22 protein-coding genes are annotated in these 21,605 nt (G+C 40.4%); 4 read left to right on the top strand and 18 right to left on the bottom strand.

What is annotated here, in order from left to right; all coding sequences use genetic code 11:
• Nucleotides 1-3: 3 nt before the first annotated feature.
• From MED134_RS11570 to MED134_RS11560, 3 genes are read right to left on the bottom strand one after another with little or no spacing between them, the layout of a single operon-like run.
• Entirely contained in the window at nucleotides 4-2,085 is a 2,082-nt protein-coding gene (locus tag MED134_RS11570) for a thiamine pyrophosphate-dependent enzyme (protein WP_038599273.1), read from the bottom strand.
• Nucleotides 2,086-2,120: 35 nt separating this feature from the next.
• Entirely contained in the window at nucleotides 2,121-3,167 is a 1,047-nt protein-coding gene (locus tag MED134_RS11565; RefSeq protein ID WP_038599270.1) for a branched-chain amino acid aminotransferase, read from the bottom strand.
• Nucleotides 3,168-3,216: 49 nt separating this feature from the next.
• Nucleotides 3,217-4,536, bottom strand: a complete 1,320-nt coding sequence (locus tag MED134_RS11560; RefSeq protein WP_237747112.1) for a dihydrolipoamide acetyltransferase family protein — start codon at nucleotides 4,534-4,536, stop codon at nucleotides 3,217-3,219.
• A 141-nt stretch (nucleotides 4,537-4,677) separates the two neighbouring features.
• On the opposite strand from MED134_RS11560, the gene MED134_RS11555 reads away from it, so the two are divergent.
• Nucleotides 4,678-5,148, top strand: coding sequence for an Lrp/AsnC family transcriptional regulator (locus MED134_RS11555; protein ID WP_038599266.1), 471 nt, complete (start codon nucleotides 4,678-4,680; stop codon nucleotides 5,146-5,148).
• Here the strand turns inward: MED134_RS11555 and MED134_RS11550 are convergent.
• On the bottom strand, nucleotides 5,145-5,744 hold the full coding sequence (locus MED134_RS11550) for a transferase hexapeptide repeat family protein (protein ID WP_038599264.1): 600 nt from the start codon (nucleotides 5,742-5,744) through the stop codon (nucleotides 5,145-5,147). The two genes, MED134_RS11555 and MED134_RS11550, sit on opposite strands and share 4 nt — an antisense overlap.
• Nucleotides 5,745-5,835: 91 nt before the next feature.
• On the opposite strand from MED134_RS11550, the gene MED134_RS11545 reads away from it, so the two are divergent.
• Nucleotides 5,836-6,126, top strand: a complete 291-nt coding sequence (locus MED134_RS11545; protein WP_038599261.1) for a hypothetical protein — start codon at nucleotides 5,836-5,838, stop codon at nucleotides 6,124-6,126.
• A gap of 18 nt (nucleotides 6,127-6,144) precedes the next feature.
• Here MED134_RS11545 and MED134_RS11540 read toward each other — a convergent pair whose 3' ends face one another.
• The 14 genes from MED134_RS11540 to MED134_RS11475 form a co-directional block, all read right to left on the bottom strand.
• Nucleotides 6,145-6,897 carry an enoyl-CoA hydratase/isomerase family protein gene (locus MED134_RS11540; RefSeq protein ID WP_038599258.1) on the bottom strand — a complete coding sequence of 251 codons (753 nt, stop codon included), beginning with the start codon at nucleotides 6,895-6,897 and terminating at the stop codon, nucleotides 6,145-6,147.
• Nucleotides 6,898-6,949: 52 nt separating this feature from the next.
• A complete protein-coding gene (paaZ, locus tag MED134_RS11535; protein WP_038599255.1) occupies nucleotides 6,950-9,487 on the bottom strand; it encodes a phenylacetic acid degradation bifunctional protein PaaZ in 2,538 nt (845 codons plus the stop codon).
• Nucleotides 9,488-9,568: 81 nt separating this feature from the next.
• Complete coding sequence (locus MED134_RS11530; protein ID WP_038599252.1) at nucleotides 9,569-10,171, bottom strand: short chain dehydrogenase; 603 nt, start codon at nucleotides 10,169-10,171, stop codon at nucleotides 9,569-9,571.
• Nucleotides 10,172-10,183: 12 nt separating this feature from the next.
• On the bottom strand, nucleotides 10,184-11,395 hold the full coding sequence (gene pcaF / locus MED134_RS11525; RefSeq protein ID WP_038599249.1) for a 3-oxoadipyl-CoA thiolase: 1,212 nt from the start codon (nucleotides 11,393-11,395) through the stop codon (nucleotides 10,184-10,186).
• Nucleotides 11,396-11,449: 54 nt separating this feature from the next.
• Entirely contained in the window at nucleotides 11,450-11,860 is a 411-nt protein-coding gene (locus tag MED134_RS11520; RefSeq protein ID WP_038599247.1) for a PaaI family thioesterase, read from the bottom strand.
• Between the two features lie 13 nt (nucleotides 11,861-11,873).
• The gene (locus MED134_RS11515) at nucleotides 11,874-13,058 is read right to left on the bottom strand and encodes a 3-hydroxyacyl-CoA dehydrogenase NAD-binding domain-containing protein (protein WP_038599245.1); all 1,185 of its coding nucleotides are present in this window, start codon (nucleotides 13,056-13,058) and stop codon (nucleotides 11,874-11,876) included.
• 92 nt (nucleotides 13,059-13,150) lie between these two features.
• On the bottom strand, nucleotides 13,151-13,930 hold the full coding sequence (locus MED134_RS11510) for an enoyl-CoA hydratase-related protein (RefSeq protein WP_038599242.1): 780 nt from the start codon (nucleotides 13,928-13,930) through the stop codon (nucleotides 13,151-13,153).
• Between the two features lie 28 nt (nucleotides 13,931-13,958).
• The gene (gene paaD, locus MED134_RS11505; protein WP_038599239.1) at nucleotides 13,959-14,459 is read right to left on the bottom strand and encodes a 1,2-phenylacetyl-CoA epoxidase subunit PaaD; all 501 of its coding nucleotides are present in this window, start codon (nucleotides 14,457-14,459) and stop codon (nucleotides 13,959-13,961) included.
• Nucleotides 14,460-14,548: 89 nt separating this feature from the next.
• Complete coding sequence (gene paaC, locus MED134_RS11500; protein WP_038599236.1) at nucleotides 14,549-15,304, bottom strand: 1,2-phenylacetyl-CoA epoxidase subunit PaaC; 756 nt, start codon at nucleotides 15,302-15,304, stop codon at nucleotides 14,549-14,551.
• A 94-nt stretch (nucleotides 15,305-15,398) separates the two neighbouring features.
• Nucleotides 15,399-15,683: a 1,2-phenylacetyl-CoA epoxidase subunit PaaB gene (paaB, locus tag MED134_RS11495; RefSeq protein WP_035327289.1), complete on the bottom strand. Its 285-nt coding sequence runs from the start codon at nucleotides 15,681-15,683 to the stop codon at nucleotides 15,399-15,401.
• 1 nt (nucleotide 15,684) lies between these two features.
• Nucleotides 15,685-16,647, bottom strand: a complete 963-nt coding sequence (gene paaA, locus MED134_RS11490) for a 1,2-phenylacetyl-CoA epoxidase subunit PaaA (protein WP_038599233.1) — start codon at nucleotides 16,645-16,647, stop codon at nucleotides 15,685-15,687.
• A gap of 35 nt (nucleotides 16,648-16,682) precedes the next feature.
• The gene (gene paaE, locus MED134_RS11485; RefSeq protein ID WP_038599229.1) at nucleotides 16,683-17,756 is read right to left on the bottom strand and encodes a 1,2-phenylacetyl-CoA epoxidase subunit PaaE; all 1,074 of its coding nucleotides are present in this window, start codon (nucleotides 17,754-17,756) and stop codon (nucleotides 16,683-16,685) included.
• Nucleotides 17,757-17,894: 138 nt separating this feature from the next.
• Nucleotides 17,895-18,473 (bottom strand): TetR/AcrR family transcriptional regulator, encoded by a 579-nt coding sequence (locus tag MED134_RS11480; RefSeq protein WP_038599225.1) that lies wholly within the window; start codon nucleotides 18,471-18,473, stop codon nucleotides 17,895-17,897.
• Nucleotides 18,474-18,599: 126 nt separating this feature from the next.
• Entirely contained in the window at nucleotides 18,600-19,199 is a 600-nt protein-coding gene (locus tag MED134_RS11475; RefSeq protein ID WP_038599222.1) for a hypothetical protein, read from the bottom strand.
• Between the two features lie 349 nt (nucleotides 19,200-19,548).
• Between MED134_RS11475 and MED134_RS11470 the strand changes: the two genes are divergently transcribed.
• Nucleotides 19,549-21,276 carry an aromatic amino acid hydroxylase gene (locus tag MED134_RS11470; protein WP_038599219.1) on the top strand — a complete coding sequence of 576 codons (1,728 nt, stop codon included), beginning with the start codon at nucleotides 19,549-19,551 and terminating at the stop codon, nucleotides 21,274-21,276.
• A 3-nt stretch (nucleotides 21,277-21,279) separates the two neighbouring features.
• Nucleotides 21,280-21,591 carry a rhodanese-like domain-containing protein gene (locus tag MED134_RS11465; RefSeq protein WP_038599216.1) on the top strand — a complete coding sequence of 104 codons (312 nt, stop codon included), beginning with the start codon at nucleotides 21,280-21,282 and terminating at the stop codon, nucleotides 21,589-21,591.
• Nucleotides 21,592-21,605 lie beyond the last annotated feature (14 nt).

Genomic DNA, 21,605 nt, shown 5'->3' with positions numbered 1-21,605 from the left:
ATACTAGTAAGCAATTAGCTCTTGTATCTTTTTCTTTACCTTCTCAGTGCTAGGTATCATCGTTTGTTCTAACACACTATTGAGCGGTATTGCTGGCATATTTTCAGATCCTATGAGCATTACTGGCGCATCTAGATATTGAAAACATTCTTCTTGTATACTTCCTTGCAATCCTCTGCTAAAGCCATTATTAGAAGGCTCTTCTGTTATAACAAGACATTTACCACATTTTTTTACAGACTTAAATACCGTCTCATAATCTAACGGATGTAATGTTCTTAAATCTACCACCTCAACGCTATCTTGTAGCCCTAGCTCTGCACTAGCATTCATAGCCCAGTGTACACCCATACCGTAAGTGATGATAGAAATTGTTTCTTCATCTTCTTGCTTCCAGATTTCTTGTAGCACATTTGCTTTCCCAAAAGGAAGCACATAATCTTCATCTGGCATTACAGATGTAGCGCCTTGTGTTCCTTTTACCTTAGACCAATAGAGCCCCTTGTGCTCAAAAATCACAACTGGGTTAGGATCATAATAAGCCGCCTTAAGAAGTCCCTTAAGGTCTGCTCCATTAGAAGGATATGCAATTTTAAGACCGCGTATGTTAGTCACCACACTCTCAACAGAAGATGAGTGATACGGCCCTCCAGAACCATAAGCTCCTATAGGTACTCTCAAAATCATTGAGACTGGCCATTTACCATTACTCAAGTAACACGATCGAGACACCTCTGTAAATAGTTGATTGAGGCCTGGCCATATATAATCTGCAAATTGAACTTCTACAATAGGCTTGAGCCCTACGGCGCTCATTCCTACTGTAGACCCTACGATAAAAGCTTCTTGTATAGGTGTATTAAAAACACGGTTATCACCAAATTTTTGAGCAAGTGTCGCCGCTTCTCTAAAAACGCCTCCCAGTCTACCTCCTACATCTTGACCATACATCAAGCATTCTGGATGTTTACGCATAAGCTCCTCTACGGCAAACAATGCACAGTCTACCATCACAACCTTTTCCCCATCCTTTGGAGAGCGCTCGCCACGCTCTTCGGTGATAGGTGTTGGGGCAAAATCGTGTGTAAATAAGTCTGCTGGAACGGGATCTTCGGCTTGTTGTGCTTTGTCAAAATCTTTTTGGACTTCCGCTTTCGCGAAAGCGGTCATCTCCTCAATCTCTTTTTTATCAAATCCATTATTGAGTAGTAGCTCAATCATTTTTGGATACGGGTCGCGGCTTTGTGCCTCTTCTAAATCATCTCTGTACCACTCCATACGCACGCCAGAGGTATGGTGATTAAGCAGAGGAACTTTTGCGTGTACTAAAAATGGTCTACGCTCTGTCCTGATGGTCTTAATGACCTTCTCGAGCGTTGTATAACTCTCTTCAAAATCTGTCCCGTCTATAGTTACTGCTTCAAGACCGTGAAAACCTTGTGCGTACTCAAATGCATTTTGAGCACGGGTCTCGGCAGCATTTGCAGAGATGTCCCAGCCGTTATCTTGTACTAAATATAAGATAGGTAACTGCTTGAGCGCTGCCATCTGGAATGCTTCGGCGATTTCACCCTCAGTCACAGATGCATCTCCTAGTGAGCAAACCACAAAAGGGGCTTCTGTGCTGGAACTTACATTTTCTGTCTCATTGAGCACTGTCGAAAGCTTTTCAGACAGTCCTTCTTTATAATAAAAACCCATTGCAACACCCGTTGCTGGTATGGCTTGCATACCTGTAGCACTACTCTGGTGTGGTATTTTAGGCTTATCATCATCTCGTAAACTTGGGTGCGAGTAATACGTACGCCCCGCCGAAAATGGATCATCCTTCTTTGCTAGCACTTGTAACATTAACTCATAAGGCTTCATCCCTATGGCAAGTAGCATACTATCATCTCTGTAGTAAGGAAAAGCATAATCTTGTGGTTGCAACTGCATCCCTATAGCGGTTTGTATCACCTCGTGACCACGGCTTGTAGCGTGTACATACTTTGATACCACCTTAAAATTTTCTTCATATAACTCTGTGAGTGCTTTCGCCGTACTTACGTTATGAAATGCTTTTTTTAATACCTCCTTATTCATCTTACAATGTATTAATGTGCTGTAGTAAACTATTATTAAAGTACCGGTGTCATCCAGTTAAAAGGATCTTCGCCCCCTGTTTTGATATCGTTAAGCATATCATTTACCGCCTTACCTACAGGGAACTCTGTAGAAACAGGTATTACATCATCACCCCAACCTATTTCTTGTATATGAGCAATACCTACTGCAGTACCTGTACCAAAAGCTTCTTCAAGCCTTCCCTGTGCTGCAGCTTCCTTTATTTCTTGTATAGCTATTTTACGCTCTGTAACCGTATAGCCTTTGTGCTTTAAAACATCTATCACACTTTTACGAGTGATACCGTGCAGTACAGAACCGTCTAGAGTAGGCGTTATAAAGTTGCCATCTACTTTAAAGAAAATATTCATTGTACCTACTTCTTGTATGTAGGCGTGCTCCTGTGCATCTAGCCATAGCACTTGATCATATCCTTTAGACTTTGCAATCTCTGTAGGGCGTATGGCGGCAGCATAGTTTCCTGCGGCTTTTGCCTCTCCAGTTCCTCCACTGGCAGCACGTATATAATGCTTTTCTGCCCAAAGCTTTACAGGCTTTGTAAAAAATGGTCCTGCTGGTGAGCCTATGATGATAAACTTATAACTAGTGGCTGCACGCATCCCTATAAAAGGTTCATCTGCATACATAAATGGTCTTAAATATAATGCACTACCATCTACCGGCGGAATCCAGTCTTGCTCCATACTAACTAGCGCTTTTAAACCGTCTACAAAAAGATTTTCTGGAAATGCCGGCATCCCCATACGCTCAGCACTCGCGTTAAGACGGGCAGCATTTTCATATGGTCTAAAAAGTAGGGGTTCACGCTTTCGCGAAAGCGTACTCTTCATCCCTTCAAAAATTGCTTGACCATAGTGAAGCGCCATTGCCGCGGGGTGTGTAGGTATCATTGCTAAAGGTTCTACACGGGGGTTTTGCCACTTACCATCTTCATAATCACAGATAAACATATGATCTGTAAAGGTTCTTCCTAGTGGGATGTTATCAAAATCTATACTCGCTAGTTTAGAATTTGTAGTTTTTATGACTTCTATTTTCATAGCAATAGGTGTTTACCACCGCGTTATGCAGTGGCGTGGTGGTTGGTTTTTATAATGCTCTAGTGGTATCAAACTGCTCGAGATGATCTGCTATTTTACGCAAGAAGCTCCCGCCCAGATAACCATCTACTATACGGTGGTCAAAACTTAGAGACAAGTACATCATCTGGCGTATCTCTATGGTATCACCTTCTGGGCGTTCCATTACCTCGGCTCTTTTCTTAATAATCCCTGTGGCAAGAATCGCAGCCTCCGGTTGGTTTATAATAGGTGTTCCCATCACACTCCCAAAGGTCCCTACATTACTTATGGTAAAGGTGCTTCCTTTTACATCATCACCCCCTAGTTTGTTTTCTCTAGCAAGTGACGAAAGTCTGTTTACCTCTGCTGCGATTTCTACAAGGTTTCTTTGATTTGCATTTTTTACTACTGGTACAATCAAGTTTCCAGAGGGTAATGCAGTCGCCATACCTATATTTATATCTTCTTTGACAATGATATTTTTACCATCTACAGAAACATTGATCATTGGGAACTCTTCGACGGCTTTTGCAACGGCTTCCACAAAAAGAGGTGTAAACGTAAGACGCTCACCGTGTTTTTCTTGAAAGGCAACCTTATTATCATTACGCCATTGTACCATCTCTGTTAAGTCTGCCTCTACATATGCGGTCACGTGCGGGCTGGTATGCTTACTGTAGACCATATGATCTGCAATCATCTGGCGCATACGGTCCATCTCTACTATTTTACCTTTACCCTTATCGAGTTTAAGATTTGGTATTTTATAAGCATCTGGATCTGGTTGAGCTACTGGCTGTGCAAATTGAAATGGCCTACCGTCATCTATATATTGCATTATATCTTTTTTTCTTAATCTGCCTTTAGTACCCGTACCAGGTATTCTAGCGATTTCTTCATAAGATATATGATGCTTGCGCGCAATACTATCTATAAGCGGACTCACAAAGACATTCTCGTTTGAGACAATTGCTCTTGTAGCTGGTGCTACTTTTGGTTTTGCTTGTTTTTTTGGTGTTTGCGCTTTAGTAGGCTGCGCTTCTTTCTTTTCTGAAGGGTTGATAGCTTTTTCTGCATCTCCTCCTTGTGCTAGATAGGTTGCGATAGGCTCGCCTACGGCAACAACGGCATTTGCATCATAAAGATGCTTTTGCATCACACCTGCGCTGGTAGCAGGCACCTCATTATCTACTTTATCTGTAGCAATCTCTACAAGGATATCACCTTCTTCAAAAGATTCACCCTCGGCAACAAGCCAGTTTATGATGGTTCCCTCAGTGATAGACTCTCCCATTTTGGGCATTAATAAAGATGTAGCGCTCATAAGTATAGGTATTTCTATATCCATACAAATTACTACAGAATAAGCTAATTTTATTAATAAAATCTACTTTATACTTTCATAATAGAATAAACCACTATCTTATCTTATTTATTGTTTTTTTATTCTAAATAGCTCATCTTTACAGTCTAAATAAAGTGATTTATTATGCGACTAGATGCTACAGACCAGCAATTACTCATATTACTACAAGAGGATTCTAACCAAACGGTAAAAGCCTTGGCAGAAAAGCTAGGTAAGTCTACAACGCCCATTTTTGAACGTATTAAAAAGTTAGAAAAAGAAGGATTAATAGATGGCTACTCTGCTCGTATAAATGCAAAAAAAGTTGGGCTTAAACAAACCGTCTTTATCGCTATATCGCTGCAAGGACACACGCGTAGTTACCTAGAGAAATTTGTAAATGAGATAAACAGCTTTCCAGAAGTAATAGAGTGTCACCGTGTGAGTGGAGGTTTTGACTACCTACTCAAACTTGTGGTTGAAGATATAGAAGCCTATGAGCGCTTTATCATCACAAAGCTTACCCTGCTCCCATACATAGGTAATTTACAAAGTCACATTGTACTATCAAGTAGTAAGGAAACTAATAGGCTAGACTTGAGTTCCTTGTTTTAGTTTTCTTTTCTAAAATCTTGCAGCGTTTTATAAAAATCTTCTTGCTCTGGTCTGTCTAGGGGTATCTCTCGTAAAGGCTCCACCTCTCTTAAACTCTCGTGACAATCTGCAGGTAACTGCTGGTATAACCTTGTTCCTGCAGTTTTCCAAGCTATCATTTGATCTGTAACCTCTTTAATAACCTTTGCAGGATTTCCTACGATGAGCTGGCGAGATTCAAAAACACTTTCGGCTTTTACAAATGCCATTGCACCTACTATACATTCATCACCTATAACAGCATCATCCATAATCACGCTATTCATCCCTATCAAGCAGTTACGCCCTAGGTTTGCTCCGTGTATGACGGCTCCGTGACCTATATGTGCGCTTTCGCGAAAGCGTATACTTTTACCTGGAAACATATGTACCGTACAGTTTTCTTGTACGTTTACACCATCTTCAAGAATGATCTCACCCCAATCACCACGTATTGCGGCACCTGGGCCTATGTAGCAATTTTTACCAATAATGACATTACCAGTAACCGCCGCCAGCGGATGTACAAAACTACTCTCGTGAACTATCGGTATATGTCTGTTAAAAGAATATATCATTATGCTAAAGTTGTTTTAAAGTGTGAATGGTACTCACTAGGACTTGTTAGTTTTATTATAAATATACGACGTATATAAAAAGAGAAGGATTATGAAAGGAGATACAGAAATATACCACACTACAAAAGAGCGACTACATTTACACCAATTTGCAGAAGACGAGGTAATCAACAACGAAACTGATAAACGTAGGAGGTCACTTGCGCTCATACGAGCAATGCGACTGGGAAACCTCTTTAAAAATAAAGTCTCAATTTATTTTAGAGATTCTTTAAACCGTCTTATAAGAGTACACACCACAATTTGGGGTGTTACTCAGAGGGATGTTATACTTAAAAAAGGTACATTGATCCCTATACACAGTATAGAGCGCATAGATTAAAAAAAAGCTCTCAAGCACTTATTTAAAGCGCTTGAGGGTCTCTTTTGTAAAATCTGATAACACAAGCTTTCCGGATATAGCTGCACGCTCTGCAAGTAGCTCATCCCAGTGCTCAGTACCAGCCCACATCATCTTTTTCATCTCACGCATTGCCTCTGGATTATACTTGCAAAGATTTTCGGCTGTGGCTTGTACGGCAGCATCTAGCTCTTCTGTACTATCATAAACGTGTGCATATAATCCTTTTTGCCTTGCCCACTCTGCATCGTAAAATGTATTTGCATCGATAGCGATTTGAGACATCCCTGTAAGTCCTAATTTACGCTCTACAGCTGGACCTACCACAAAAGGGCCTATCCCTATGTTTAGTTCGCTCAGTTTTATACTGGCAAATTTACTAGCCATACAGTAGTCTGTAGCACTAGCAACACCTACGCCGCCACCTACAGTTTTACCTTGCACGCGACCTATAATAAACTTAGGACACTTGCGCATTGCATTAATCACATTTGCAAAGCCCGAGAAAAACACACGTCCCGTCTCTTTATCGTTAATACTTATAAGCTCCTTAAAACTTGCTCCTGCACAAAAAGTACGGTCACCTCCAGATTTAAGTACAATTACTTTTACGTCATCATTTTCACCAGCTTCTTTTATAGTCAAGGCTAGTTTTGCAAGTATATCACCTGGCAAACTATTATGCGCTGGGTGAAAAAACTCAATGGTTGAAATTCCGTTTTCTATATGTTCTTTTACGTGTGGATCACTCATATTGTAAAATTACTATTATCGTTGCTTGTAAAAATCACAGGCAATACGTTTATTAATCTAAAAGGTTAAATTGTTCAAAGTGGTGATTAAGATGCTTGCGCTCCATTAAGTACCACTCATATTTGTTAAGCTTGCCAAAGACTGCATTGTTAGTCGTTGCCTTTTTATTCTTCTTGTAAAAATCTAGATATGCCTTTCTTGCGTTTAGCATCGCTTTTTTTGCTTCATCTAGGTCTTTGTGTTGTAAAGCCGGTTGAATTCCTGCTTCATATAGCGGGAAGTTGTAATCTCTAGGCATTTTATTATAATCCCAGAGTGTTGCAGCCACCTTGTCAAGTAATTTATCTGGTGTGGCCACCTCAAAATCTTGTATTTCACCAGCGGCTATACGGTAGGTTAACTCAAGGTGCTCTACCATTTGTTGTGGCGTCATTGCTCCCCAGACTGGCTTTGTATCTTGATTAAGTTTTGAGAGACAAGTATCAATGCGACTCTCTGTCATTTCAACAAAGGTAGTTTGTTTCTTTTCTACCATTGTAAGGATGGTCGCCACTGCTACTAGCGCCTCTGCCTCTTCATCTGTCTTTCCATTTTCATAATCTACTGGCTCTGCGTCAAACACCTCAACATACCATTTTACAATACCGCTAGGGTGCTCCCTACCGCTCACATCTCTCTCACGCTTTTCCTTACAGGTAAGGCGCACATAGATGGTATCATTGTGATATAACGGTCTCAAGAAGCGAATATCTTCAAGCCCATAGTTTGCACTCACCGGACCTTTGTTAGGATACACAAATAATCCTGCCGCAGCCGAAATAATAAAGTAACCGTGTGCCGTTCTTTTCTCAAATATACTCCCATCTAAACTTGTAATATCAGTATGTGCATAAAAGTGATCCCAGGTAAGATTTGCAAAATTCTGTATATCATTATCAGTAATCGTACGCTTATGAGTTTTTAAACTCATCCCTGGTTTAATATCTTCATAATGGTATGCAAAAGGATGCTGTTCTGCCTCCTTGTAATCTCCATTAGGCTGGTAGATACCTGTAATTTCAGTAAGGCTTGTAGGGCTTCCCTGCACGGCACAACGCTGCATATAATGTTTTATACCACGTATTCCTCCCATCTCTTCACCTCCACCGGCACGACCTGGACCTCCGTGTACCAGTAATGGTAATGGTGAGCCGTGACCCGTACTTTGTGGCGCACTGTCGCGGTTAAGTGTTAATATTCTTCCGTGGTGTGATGCTGCTTCTATGGTGTACGCTTTCGCGAAAGCGTCATCTGCAGTAACCACACTACTCACAAGAGACCCCTTACCCATCTGGGCGAGTTCAATTGCTTCTTCTACACCGTTATATGGCATAAGTGTCGTTACAGGGCCAAAGGCTTCAATCTCGTGCACCTGTGTATTTTTAAACGGATTATTTTCACGCATCACAATAGGGCTCATAAAAGCACCCTTTGCTCCGTCTGCACCCATCGCCTCTATGGTATCTGTAGATCCATACACCATATCTGCTGTTTGGGCTATTTTGGCAATTTGCGTTTTTATAGCATCACGCTGGTCATTATTAATGAGGGCTCCCATTCTTACCTCACGCAATTTTGGATCTCCTATAACCGTGCGTTCTAGCTGTTTGCCTAGAGCAATCTGTACATCTTCCATCAAGTTTTCTGGTACAATCACACGGCGTATTGCCGTACATTTCTGACCACACTTAGACGTAATCTCTTTACGTACCTCCTTAATAAAAATAGCAAACTCTGGTGTACCCGGTACAGCGTCTGGACCAAGTATTGATGCGTTAAGACTATCTGCCTCCATTGTAAAAGGCACACTCTCTTCTGTAAGTCTAGGATGTACTTTTAACTTTCTACCAGTATGCGCGCTTCCAGTAAAGGTTACCACGTCTTGACTATTTACGGTATCTAGTATAGATGTTGTAAGACCTGATAGTAATTGTAAAGACCCCTTAGGTAATATACCGCTGTTTATAATCTCTCTCACAACAGCCTCTGTTAAGAAAGCAGTTTGTGGTGCTGGCAATACGACTGCTGGCATACCTGCCATCCAGTTTACAGCACATTTTTCTAACATACCCCATACAGGGAAGTTAAAAGCGTTAATATGAACCGCAACACCTTTTTTTGGAACCAAAATATGGTGCGCCATAAAACGCCCTCCTCTTGATAAATCTATTGCATCACCTTCTACAGCATAGCTTTGATCTGGAAAGAGCTTACGCAGGCTAGCATTTGCAAAGAGGTTTCCAAAACCTCCTTCTATATCTACCCAGCTATCTGCTCTTGTTGCTCCGGTTTTGTAACTAATCTCATAAAACTGTTCCTTGCGCTTGTTAAGGTAAAGCGCCAGTTTTTTAATCATATTACCACGCTGCTGAAAGGTCATATCTCGTAACGCCTTTCCATTATCACGTCCAAATTGTAATGCACTGGCAATATCTAGACCTTCGGTACTTGTGAGGCCTATTACATCTCCCGTGATGGCGTCATACATATTACGTGTATTGCTGTCATCGCCTTTTACCCAATGGCCATTTATATAAGATTCTAAAATCATAAAACGCTCGTTTTTGAAATCGGAAACTGAAATAGATATCAGCGCCGATGTTATTCTTTTTTTTGCTTTCGCGAAAGCGGTCTACCCTCGTATACGAATGACAGCTCCATTAATTTTTCCTTTTACAGACTTTATGTAACCAGCAACCACTTTATCCATAGGTACTGGCGTATTGCCTGGGAAGAAATCTTTATACTTCTCAAACGCATCTTCTACAAGATCTGCAGAAACTACATTTACTCTCAAACCACGATCTAACTCTAATGCCACGGCCATTACAAAACTTTGGATTGCTCCATTAACCATTGCGGCACTTGTAGTCATATACACAGGCTCATCTGCAAGAATCCCTGTTGTTAAGGTTATGGATCCACCATCGTTAAGATATTTTCTCCCTAATCTCACAAGATTAACCTGGCCCATCATTTTACTTTTAATACCTATGTAAAAATCCTCTTCACTTAGGTTATCAAATGTATCCCACTTTGCATCTCCAGCTACGTTAATAATTGCATCTACTGTACCTACAGTTTCAAACATTTTTATGATAGAACCTGCAGATGCTATATCTACAGTGACATCTCCAGAACTTCGGCCAGCTACAACCACCTCATCTTCTTTAGAAAAGTGTGCTGTTATAGTTTTACCTATAGTCCCATTACCACCTATTATCAAAATTTTCATAAGATTTAATTATTAAACAGCCACATTTTCGATCACTGCGGCATAGCCTTGACCTACACCTATGCACATTGTCACAAGTGCATAGCGTTTCCCTTGTTCTTTAAGCTCTACAGCCGCCGAATATGCAATACGCGTCCCTGTTACACCTAGCGGATGACCTATTGCAATAGAGCCTCCGTTAGGGTTTATTCTCGCATCATCATCTGCCAGTCCCCACTCACGTATACAAGCTAGGGCTTGTGAGGCAAATGCTTCATTAAGTTCTATAACGTCCATATCTTCTAGTGTAAGACCGGCTTTTTGAAGCGCCTTGTTTGAAGCTTGTACTGGGCCTATTCCCATAATGCGTGGCTCGACACCTACCACTGCAGAACTTACAATTCTTGCAAGTGGTGTAAGGCCATATTTTTTTACAGCAGCTTCACTTGCTACAATGGTTGCAGCTGCACCATCATTAAGCCCTGAGCTGTTACCTGCGGTTACACTTCCGCCCTCCTTTTTAAAAGCTGGACGAAGCTTTGCAAGCACTTCCTTTGAGCTATTAGGCTTTATAAATTCGTCATCCTTAAAGATGATGGGATCTTTTTTACGCTGTGGGATTTCTACAGGTAAAATTTCCTTTGCTAGACGGCCACTTTTTTGAGCAGCTGCAGCTTTCATCTGGCTGTGATATGCAAAGGCATCTTGATCTTCACGTGAGATGTTATATTTTTCTACAAGATTTTCGGCAGTGGTTCCCATTCCATCTACTCCGTATAGCTCTTTCATCTTTGGGTTAATAAAACGCCACCCAAAAGTCGAGTCATACATCTTACTATCACCACCAAAAGCTGTAGAAGGCTTTGCCATCACATACGGGCCACGTGTCATATTTTCTACACCACCAGAGATAAATAGGTCTCCGTCACCAGCTTTTATAGCACGGTTTGCGTGTATAATGGCCGAAAGTCCAGAACTACATAAACGATTTACGGTCTCTCCAGGTACGGTAAAAGGTAGTCCAGCAAGTAGCAAACTCATACGCGCTACATTACGATTATCTTCTCCAGCCTGATTTGCACACCCCATAATCACATCGTCATATGCTTCTTTTGGGATATTTGGGTTACGTCTTACGACCTCGCGTATCACTTGCGCTCCCAAATCGTCTGTGCGCACAGCACTTAATGTTCCTTTATAATTTCCTATAGGAGTACGAACTCCGTCTATGATATATGCTTCCATATTTTGAAATTGAAGTCGAAATCGAAGTCGAAATCGAAGTTCTTTTTTTATTATTTAATCTATTTCCCAATCTTTTGAAGTACGATAAACTACCCCTTTAAAAAGTGCAACAAGCTCATCACCTCTTTTAATTTCAACAATATTAAAACCTACTTTAGTTTTCTGGAGGTTTACCGTTGCCTCTGCAGTGATGTAATCTCCTTCTTCTAAAGCTTCTATATGATTTATACTTGTCTCAATAGACACGGCATACTTTCCGTGGGTGTTTGCAGTAAATCCAAAAGCCGTATCTGCCAGTGAATAACTTATCCCACCGTGAGCCTTGCCCATACTGTTGAGCATCTCCTTGCGTATAGTCATCCCCACTTTTACAAAACCTACTTGTGCCTCTATAATCTCAATACCTAGCCAACTGCTGTATGCGTCTTGAGATAACATTTTATAAGGTATTTGCGCTCCAGTCATAACAGCATCTAGATTAGGTAAAAAATTGTTTTCCCTCTTTTTCCATCCTTCTTAAAAGTGGGCTGCATCTGTATCTATCTTCTCTATACTCATCATACAGAGCATCCATTTTTTGTACACACCAGCTTATTCCTTTCTCATCTGCCCAGGCTAGTAATCCTTTTGGATAGTTTACCCCTTTGGTCATCGCATTGTCTATATCTTCGGCACTTGCTACATTCCAGAACAAGGCATCTGCTGCTTCGTTAATAAGCATTATAAGAATACGCTCAAAAATTGCTTCTTTATCTTGAGTAGCTGTTACTGCTTGTGATGGCGCTTTCGCGAAAGCGTTATCTGCCTCCACATTTTTATAATCGTAATAACCGCGTCCCGATTTACGACCTAGATATCCCGCCTGGCTATATCGCTGTTGGGTAAAAGACGGCTTGTATCTTGGATCTTGATAAAAGGCATTAAACACGGTTTCTGTAACCGTATAATTTACATCGTTACCTATAAAATCCATCAACTCGAAAGGTCCCATACGGAAACCTCCCACACTTTTCATAGCTGCGTCTATAGTTGCAAAATTTGCCACACCTTCTTCATACATACGTAACGCCTCCCCATAAAATGGTCGTGCAACGCGGTTTACAATAAACCCTGGAGTATCTTTTGCGATGGCTACAACTTTTTTCCAACGTGTAATTTCGGCAACGCAAGTGTCTAAAACGTTTTGCGAGGTTTGTACCGCAGGTATCACCTCAACAAGCTTCATTAATGGCGCAGGATTAAAAAAGTGAATCCCAATGCAACGCTCTGGATTTTGCAATGATGCTGCAATAGATGCGATAGAAAGACTTGAAGTGTTTGAGGCTATTATCGCTGTGTCAGAAACGTAGGTTTCTAACTCTTGAAATACTTTTTTCTTGACCTCCAGATTTTCTACAATAGCTTCGATTGTGAGATCTGCGTTTGCTAACTCTTTAAGCGTAGTAACATACGTAATATTAGCTTGTATTCTATCTTTTTCTGAGGCGTCTATGCGTCCCTTCTCTATGAGACGTTTTAGTACTTTTTCTAGTGCTTCCTTTGCTTTATCAAGCGCCTCTTGATTTACATCAAAGAGTTTTACAGCACAACCAGCAGTTGCAGCTACTTGAGCAATGCCAGAACCCATTGTACCAGCGCCTATAATTCCTATGTTTTTTATCATAAACAATGCTTATTTTTTGAACACCGAATATCGATTAATGAATATCGAATGTAGAAGTTTTTCTCACTCGTATAAAAACGGTTCGTCAGTCTCTACTTCCCTTTAAAAACTGGGCGTCTTTTATTTACAAAAGCGTCTACACCTTCTTTAAAATCTTCACTCTCTGATGCTTCTATTTGTAATTTACCTTCTAGCGCAAGTTGATCTTCAAGATTATTAGTCATAGATACATTAAGTAATCTCTTTGTAAGACCTATTGCCTTTGTAGGCATTTGTGCTAGTGTCATTGCAGTCGTGGTTACAGTATTATTAAACTCGTCTAGCGTAGTTACTTTATAAATCATACCCATCTTCTCTGCCTCTGTTGCAGAGATTTTATCACCCAGCATCATCAATGCGCTTGCTTTACCAAAACCTATGAGCCTAGGCAAGAAAAACGTACCTGCACTATCTGGCACAAGGCCTATCTTGCTAAAGGCTTGTATAAAACTCACCTTTTCGTGTGCAATAACAATATCACAGGCTAGTGCAATATTTGCCCCAGCTCCAGCGGCAACACCATTTACAGCAGCAATGATAGGTTTTTCAATCGCTCGTATTTTTTCTATAATCGGGTTGTAGTGCTCTTCTAGTATTTTCTTAAACCCTGGATTTAATTCTGGATCTGTAATTTCTTTTAAATCTTGACCGGCACAAAATGCCTTCCCACTACCGGTGAGAATAATGGCTCTTACTTGTGTATCCTTATTACAAGCATCTAACTCATCTTGCAGTAAGAATGCCATCTCACGGTTAAAACTATTAAATACTTCTGGGCGATTAAAGGTGAGCGTTGCTACACCATTCTCTATTGATTTCTGTATACTACTCATATAACAAAGAATCCCGCTGCTGCGGGAATTATTTTAAACATTTAAAATAGTCAAAAGGTTCTTGACACGTATCACATTTAAACAATGCTTTACAGGCGGTAGACCCAAACTGACTGACCAGATGTGTCTCTGTAGAGCCACAGTTGGTACATTTTACTATCTTCTTATTTCCTAGCAGGGCTTCTTTATCTGCTTCTGGAGATAATGGTGCTGCAATACCGTATTTTTCAAGCGCTTCTCTGCCACGTGGAGTTATCCAGTCTGTGGTCCAGGCCGGAGCGAGTACGAGCTGGATTTTTGCGGTTTTTCCCGCTTTCGCGAAAGCGGAAACAATATCATCTCCTATAACATCCATTGCAGGGCAACCGGAGTAAGTAGGTGTTATTTTTACACTTACAATACCGTCTTGCTCTATTGCCTCGCGTACCACACCCATATCCATAATAGACAACACAGGAATCTCTGGATCGCTTACTCCTTCAAGGATTGCGATTAAATGCGGTTGTATGTTTTGCGTTTCTAATATCAATTTTTAAATATCGAATAAAGAATAACAAATATGAAACGCCGAAGTAATACTTCGATGTTCAAAATTCGATATTCTGTGTTCATAATTCTCTACCATTCCATATTTGGGTAGGTGCGTTGCATATATTGCATATCTGAAAGTATATATCCCATATGCTCTGTATGTATTCCTTGCTTACCTCCCTTGTGCCAGTACTTACTTTCTGGAATAGGTAATGTAGCTTCTTCAAGAACATCTCCTATCATTTTATAATAGGTCTCTTTAAGTGCTAAGGTATCTACTCCTACGCCTTGGGCTATCATAGCCTTATCTGCCTCTGTCTGGTGGAAAAGCTCATCTGTATACATCCACAATTCATTTACAGCTTCAAGAACACGAGTGTGACTCTCTTCTGTACCGTCACCTAGCCTGCGCACCCAGTCTGATGAGAAGCGCCAGTGATAGCTTACTTCTTTAATAGATTTTTTTGCAATAGCTGCTAGCGTCTCATCTTTGCTAGTTTCTAACGCTTTAAGAAACAAGAGATGAAAGGCATCAAAATAAAACTGACGTACAATTGTATATGCAAAGTCTGTATTGGGTTGCTCTACGAGTAACACGTTTTTATACTCTCTTTCTATACGTAAAAACGCAAGGGTATCTTCTGTAGCATTCTCATCACCTGAGACTTGTGCCGCATACTGAAAATAACTGCGCACTTGTCCAAACAAATCTAAAGAGATGTTTGTACCTGCAATATCTGTCTCTAGGCTAGGGCCGTGACCACATAATTCTCCCAGACGCTGCCCAAGTATCAAGCTATTATCTGCAATACCTATGATGTAGTTATATAAATCTTTGTTCATAATAAACTTTTAAAAATAAAACTGAAATTGAAACTATAATTGACCATCTTAGGTCTATGTCTTCATTTTTTGGGTTTCGATTTCGATTTCACTATTACATATGTTTTACCTCATCTGGCAAATCGTAAAATGTAGGGTGACGGTATACCTTATCTGCAGCTGGTTCAAATAGCTCTCCATTATTTTCTGGATTGCTTGCTGTGATATTATTACTTTCTACTACCCATATGCTCACTCCCTCACTGCGACGTGTGTATACATCGCGCGCGTTCTCCATTGCCATTTCAGCATCTGCAGCGCGTAGACTTCCAAAGTGTCTATGCTCCAATCCGTTCTTGCTTCTTACGAAGACTTCCCAAAGGGGCCAATTCTTGCTCATACTAGACTGCTTTCTTAGTTTGATTTTTTCTTTCTTCTTTCTTTTTGGCGTGTGCCATTGCTGCATCACGTACCCACTCACCACGTTCCCAAGCGCCTACTCTATCTTTCATACGCTTTTTATTACTTGGCCCGTGACCTTTTACTACTTGCCAGAACTCATCCCAGTCTATTTCTCCAAAATCGTAGTGTCCCGTCTCCTCATTCCATTTTAAATCTGGATCAGGTATGGTAAGTCCAAGCAACTCTGCTTGCGGTACAGTTTGATCTATAAATTGCTGGCGTAGCTCGTCATTAGTTTTACGCTTTAATTTCCATTTCATAGACTGTGCTGTGTGTACAGACTCTGCATCTGTAGGACCTAGCATCATAAGTGACGGCCACCACCATCTATTAAGTGCATCTTGCGCCATATCTTTTTGCTCCTGCGACCCGTTTGAGAGTTTAAGCATAATCTCAAACCCTTGACGCTGGTGAAAACTCTCTTCTTTACACACTCTTATCATCGCTCGTGCATAAGGACCATAAGAAGTACTACAAAGCGGTACTTGATTTATAATGGCCGCACCATCTACTAGCCAGCCTATCGCTCCCATATCTGCCCAAGTAACCGTAGGGTAATTAAATATAGAAGAGTACTTTGCCTTACCAGAGTGTAGTTGCTCATATAACTCCTCACGCGATACACCTAGAGTCTCACAAGCCGAGTATAAGTATAAACCGTGACCTGCCTCATCTTGCACCTTTGCAAGTAACGCCACTTTACGACGTAACGATGGGGCACGTGAGATCCAGTTGCCCTCTGGCAGCATCCCTACAATTTCAGAATGTGCGTGCTGACTTATCTGGCGTATGTGAGTTTTACGATACTTCTCAGGCATCCAGTCTTTTGGCTCTATCTTTTCGTCACGCGCAATGCGGGCCTCAAAAAGATCTTCTAGGTTTTTTACTTCTTTATCACTCATAGCAATTTGTATTAGATTTCCGCTTTCGCGAAAGCTTAAACATCAAAATTTACTTTTACACGCTCTGTTGTAGGTACTGCCTGGCAACTTAATACTAGGTTTTGTGCTACCTCGTCTTCTTCTAGCGCATAATTTATTTTCATCTCTACATTTCCTCCTTCTACCTTACACTTACAGGTAGAACACACTCCTCCTTTACAAGCAAATGGAAGATCTGCCCCAGCACCTAGTGCTGCATCAAGTATATTATCATATTCATCGGTCATTGTGAAGTGAAATTCTTTACCACCATCAATAATGGTAACTTCTACTCCCTCTACCTTTTGCTCTGCCAGTCGTGCAGCACGTTTTTTATCTTCTTCTGAGAGTCCAGTAACAAAAAGCTCATAGTGTACTTTTTCTTTTTCTAAACCTGCCGCCACTAGCTCATCACGTATTAAGAAAATCATCTCCTCTGGACCACAAATAAAAACCTCATCTGTACTACTTACATCGATAAGCGTTTTAGTAAGCGTCTGTAATTTTTCTGAATTAAATCTACCGTTAAAAAGCTCGATATCGCGTTGCTCTTTTGTGAGAAAATAAAATATCTCAAACCTTCCAAAATATTGATTACGAAGCTGTTCTACCTCTTCTTTAAAGATAATAGATTTAACCGTGCGGTTCAAATAAAACAGCTTGAAGGTCGCGTCTGGCTCTGCTGCTAGATGTGTCTTTATGATAGACAGCATAGGTGTTATACCACTTCCTGCTGCAAAGGCTACATAGTTTTTTTTCTTTTGTGTATCTACTGGCACTCCAAATTTTCCACTAGGCGCCATTACCTCTAGTGTGTCTCCGGCTTGCAACTCTTCATTTACATAGGTAGAAAAGAGTCCTCCAGGTATTTGCTTTACAGCTACCTTCCACTGCTGCTCCAGCGGACTAGAACAGAGACTATATGAACGTCTTACATCTTCTCCATTTATAATAGCTTTAAGAGTTAAATGCTGCCCAGCATTAAAACTAAAATCCTGATAGAGATCTACAGGTACCTCAAAGGTTACAACAGAACAGTCTGTGGTTTCTTTATAAATATCTTTTACTCTTAGAGAATGAAAAAGTGCCATAGTATAGTTTAGAACTATGTAAAACTAACGATTGTTAGTTAATATTACAACTATTTAACATAAACCACAAAAGCACAACAAGTTAACCCTAAAAAATAGTGGCTTATGATATGTATTTCAATAAAAGTAAAGAGTGAGTTATGCCGTTTTAACTCCATTAAGTAGGGTCTCACAGAGAGAATCTATGAGCTTTGATCGCTGTAAATCTGCCTTTTTAGGAATCCACAGATAGAGATTTCTTAAAGTTCCTAAGGTTGAAAAGAGAATTACTTCCTCATCTATATCCTTAAGTACATTTTGTGCTTTACCCTCTTTTATAATTTCCCTAAAGTGCTGCTCATAGCTACTACGTAAGGCAAGATACTTTTCTTTGCCCTCGCCAAGATGCATCCAGTCATTATTGAGCGATGCCATTCCATAAGGATTATCTGCTGTGAGGTGCACGTGCTGAGCTATAACGGCTTCAAGTTTTTCTGCCACCTTTGTATCTGCAAGGCGTATGTCTTTTATGCCTTCAGTAAAGCTTTCGGCTATGTTTACTATTACCTCGTTAAGTATTTCTTCTTTTGAGGCAATGTGATTATATAAACTTGCCGCTTTTACACCTACCTCTGCAGCGAGATCACGCATTGTTACAGCGCTATACCCCTTCTGTTTAAAAAGTCTAGCGGCTGTGATACAGATTTCTTGTTTTCGCGTAAGCGTAGTAGATTTCATTATGTGCAAGATAATGCACAACGACTTACTGTAAAAACATCTTACCTATTACAGCCAGATTATTACCCACTCAACATAAAAAAAGCCACCCTTAACGGGTGGCTTTACAATTATATCAAAATAATACTATTGGTTTGTTTTACCATCACGTATTTTCTTGAGGTTCTTAGTCTCCTCTTTATATTCTTCTTGACCATCTTTGCCATTCATCATTTTAGAACGGTTTTTTTCGATTTCTTCTTTATACTCTTTATTACCATCCATTACGGTCTTACGGTAGTCAATAAAAGTTTCCATCGCCTCTTCTCTTAGATCTTCATACTGCTCTGAGATTTCCTCAAGATTTTCTCTGAACTCATCATTATCTACACTCATCTCTGTAGTGAGTTCCATATACTCTTTCTTAAAATCTGCTACATCTTCATTAATCTCTTCTGTGTTCATCCACGTAGGCTTTGTAGCTTCTAGTGACATCACTGTAGGCTCCATAGCGCGTATCGTTTTAATAGTATTAAAGTAGTTTGCTCCTTTGAGTTTATACATCTGTGAGCTCAACTCATTAAAACTTGTCCAGCCGCTTATCCCTACCACGCCTGTCTCATTTATATCATCTTGGGTGCCGTTCATCTCAACTGGCGTACTATTTACTGCCATTGTTTCGGTTTGTGCTTGTATTCCTGTTGCTATTGCAATTGCAAATAACGATGTGATTATTGTCTTCTTCATAGTCTTATATTTTTGTTTGATACAAATGTATAAGGACATCGAGGCTACATAAAATATATAGTTATAAGCCTATGCTAAAGTCTGGAGACATACTTAACATAACCCTACCGTCTCTTAACAAACGCAAGAGCATTAGTATAATTTTTCCAAATATTAACGAGTACTTATGATACTCCTTATTCTTAAAATGCGGCTAATGGGCTTTATAACGCTTTCGCGAAAGCGAACTTATGAGATTCACTACCTAATGGAGAGCAAAGCGATAAAGCGCAACAACACTCCCCACAATTATCAAACAAATCTTGAAATTATATGAGGACAACCACGACTTATGAATTAATTTTACGCTATGCATACAAACGTCGAGAGTAATCCGCTATTAGACAGGCTTCCGCCGCACTTAAAACAATATATCAAAGCACAAGATTATGAGCAGTACACGCCCATAAATCAAGCCGTATGGCGATATGTGATGCGTAAAAACGTAGACTATCTAAGTAAAGTAGCTCACGAGAGCTATATAATGGGATTAGAAAAAACCGGTATCTCTATTGATAACATCCCTTCTATGTACGGGATGAATCGTATCCTTAAAGAAATAGGATGGGCAGCCGTAGCCGTAGATGGTTTTATACCACCTAATGCTTTTATGGAGTTTCAAGCATACAAAGTGCTTGTCATTGCCAGTGATATACGCCAGCTAGAAAACATAGAGTACACCCCTGCGCCAGACATCATACACGAGGGAGCCGGGCACGCGCCTATTATTGCAAGTCCAGACTATGCAGAGTACTTAAGAAGATTTGGAGAGATAGGTGCAAAAGCCATCTCTAGTGCCCACGATATGGAAATGTACGAAGCTGTACGTACACTATCTATTCTTAAAGAGGCAGATGGCATCACTCAAGAAGCGATAGATGCCGCCGAAAGAAGTGTAGAACAGTTACAAAACAAAGAGGTACAGCCTTCTGAAATTGCACTTATACGCAACCTACACTGGTGGACGGTAGAGTATGGAATGGTAGGCACTGTAGAAAACCCAAAAATTTACGGAGCAGGACTACTCTCTTCTATAGGTGAGAGCACCTGGTGTATGACAGACGAGGTAAAGAAAATACCTTACTCGATAGATGCTGCATACCAAGAATTTGACATTACAAAACCGCAACCTCAACTCTTTGTCACACCAGACTTTGCATACCTAATGCAAGTCTTAGAAGAATTTGCAGGTACAATGGCAGTACGTAAAGGTGGCTGGCGCGGACTAAAAAAACTCATAGAATCAAAGCAAATAGGTACACTAGAACTCAACACAGGTTTGCAAGTAAGTGGCATTTTTACAGAGATGATTCAAAATGACGATAACGAGGTGGTTTACTTTGCTACTCAAGGTGAAACAGCACTTTCTTATAGAGAGAAAGAACTTATAGGTCACGGAGTAAACCGTTACAAAAACGGTTTTAGCTCTCCTCTAGGTAAGCTTAAGGGCATAAATCTCTCTATAGAAAATATGGGACCAAGAGACTTAAAAGCTTATGACTTTTATGATGGTAAGCCTATCTCTTTTGAATATGAAAGTGGCATCACCGTAAGTGGATTAAATGTTACCGGGATGCGTAACCTAGGTGGGCAGTTAATGCTTATACAGTTTACAGATTGTACGGTAACTTATGGTGACAAAATTCTACACGACCCAACTATGGGAGACTTTGACCTAGTGATAGGTTCACAAATTGTCTCTGCCTTTGCCGGAGCGGCAGACTTCTTATCTTTTGATCTCATTACACACGTCGCCGAGACTAATACGGTAAAACCTACGCTCTCAGAAAAAGAAGACACGCTTAACAGGCTCTACCAGCAAGTACGATTACAAAGAGAAAGCAATCAAATAGACAAAGAAGCACTTCTTGAGGTATTTACAAGCTTACAAAAAGACTATCCTCAAGACTGGTTATGTGCCTTAGAAATTTATGAACTCACAAAAGACACCGCCGTACTCACACATCTTAAAGAGGTGCAAAAACATAAAGAGAAGGTAGCACACCTCATCACAAACGGCCTAGAATTAATACAGTAAACTATGGGATTTTTAAGTAAGCTCTTTGGTAATAAAAAGGATAAACTTAATGAGTACATCTCTCGTGGTGGCATCATTATAGACGTTCGCTCAAAAGCCGAGTATGATAGCGGCGCCATACCAGGCTCAAAGCACATACCTGTACAAAACATAGCCGCCCAAGCCACAACGATTAAAAAATGGAACAAACCTGTAATATGCGTTTGTGCCAGCGGTGGCCGCAGTGCTACCGCCGCAGCCGTCCTTAGATCAAAAGGTGTTGAAGCTATGAATGGAGGTGCCTGGATGAGTGCTTATAAGAAAATGAATGGGTAATCCTTTTTTACTTT

Origin of the sequence: Dokdonia sp. MED134 (assembly GCF_000152925.2) — a bacterium.
GTDB lineage: Bacteria > Bacteroidota > Bacteroidia > Flavobacteriales > Flavobacteriaceae > Dokdonia.
Note: the sequence above shows the minus strand (reverse complement) of the source record. Positions and strands in the feature narration are given on the sequence as shown.